General features: G+C 44.8%; 1 protein-coding gene and 1 pseudogene. Both read right to left on the reverse strand.

The annotated features are described in order from the left end of the window. The coding region (trpA, locus tag AB4653_RS28025) for a tryptophan synthase subunit alpha (protein WP_372105897.1) at positions 1 to 521 on the reverse strand (521 nt) is incomplete at its 3' end. Further along, positions 521 to 750 (reverse strand): annotated as a pseudogene (locus AB4653_RS28030) (tryptophan synthase subunit beta); the annotation flags it as partial. The pseudogene AB4653_RS28030 and the gene trpA, both read right to left, overlap by 1 nt.

The following is a 750-nucleotide window of genomic DNA, read 5'->3' on the forward strand; positions in this document are numbered from 1 at the left end:
GTGTAACCACCACCTAGCTCAGAAACTGATTGAAGAGTTTCATCGCTTGCTGTCGGTGGAGCAATAAAGATTGGATGAACGCCAAACTTTTTAGCTGCAGCAACAAACTCGCCACTCTCGTTAGTTGGTACATCAGCAATCAATACTGAATCGATACCTGCTTTTGCGCAGCGTTCGTAAAAATTTTCTATACCACGTGCGTAAACCAAGTTTGCGTACATCAGTAGGCCGATTGGTAGCTCTGGGTATTTAGCGCGAATTTGACCGATAAGATCGAAGCACACATCTGGCGTTACTTTAGAATCTAAAGCACGAATGTTTGCGCCTTGGATTGTTGGGCCATCTGCAAGCGGATCAGAGAATGGAATACCAAGCTCAAGTGCATCTGCACCCGCTTCAACCAAGGTTTCCATGATCTTAAGTGATTGCTCAGGGTTAGGATCGCCAACCGTTACGAATGGTACAAATGCGCCCTGATTCTTTTCAGCTAAGCGAGTGAAGAGTGATTGATAGCGATCCATTATAATGCTCCTTTCTCTTTAAGAATGTCGTGTACAGAGAAAATGTCTTTGTCACCGCGACCAGATAAGTTAACGACTAATAGCTGTTCTTTCTCTGGGTCGTCGTGAGCCATTTTAACAGCATGAGCCAAAGCATGAGATGACTCTAGCGCTGCAATTATACCTTCTTTACGTGCAATCAATTGGAACGCTTCTAGCGCTTCGTCATCGGTCACGTTGTCGTATTCAG

The organism is Vibrio sp. 10N.222.48.A3 (assembly GCF_041475345.1).
GTDB lineage: Bacteria > Pseudomonadota > Gammaproteobacteria > Enterobacterales > Vibrionaceae > Vibrio > Vibrio tasmaniensis_A.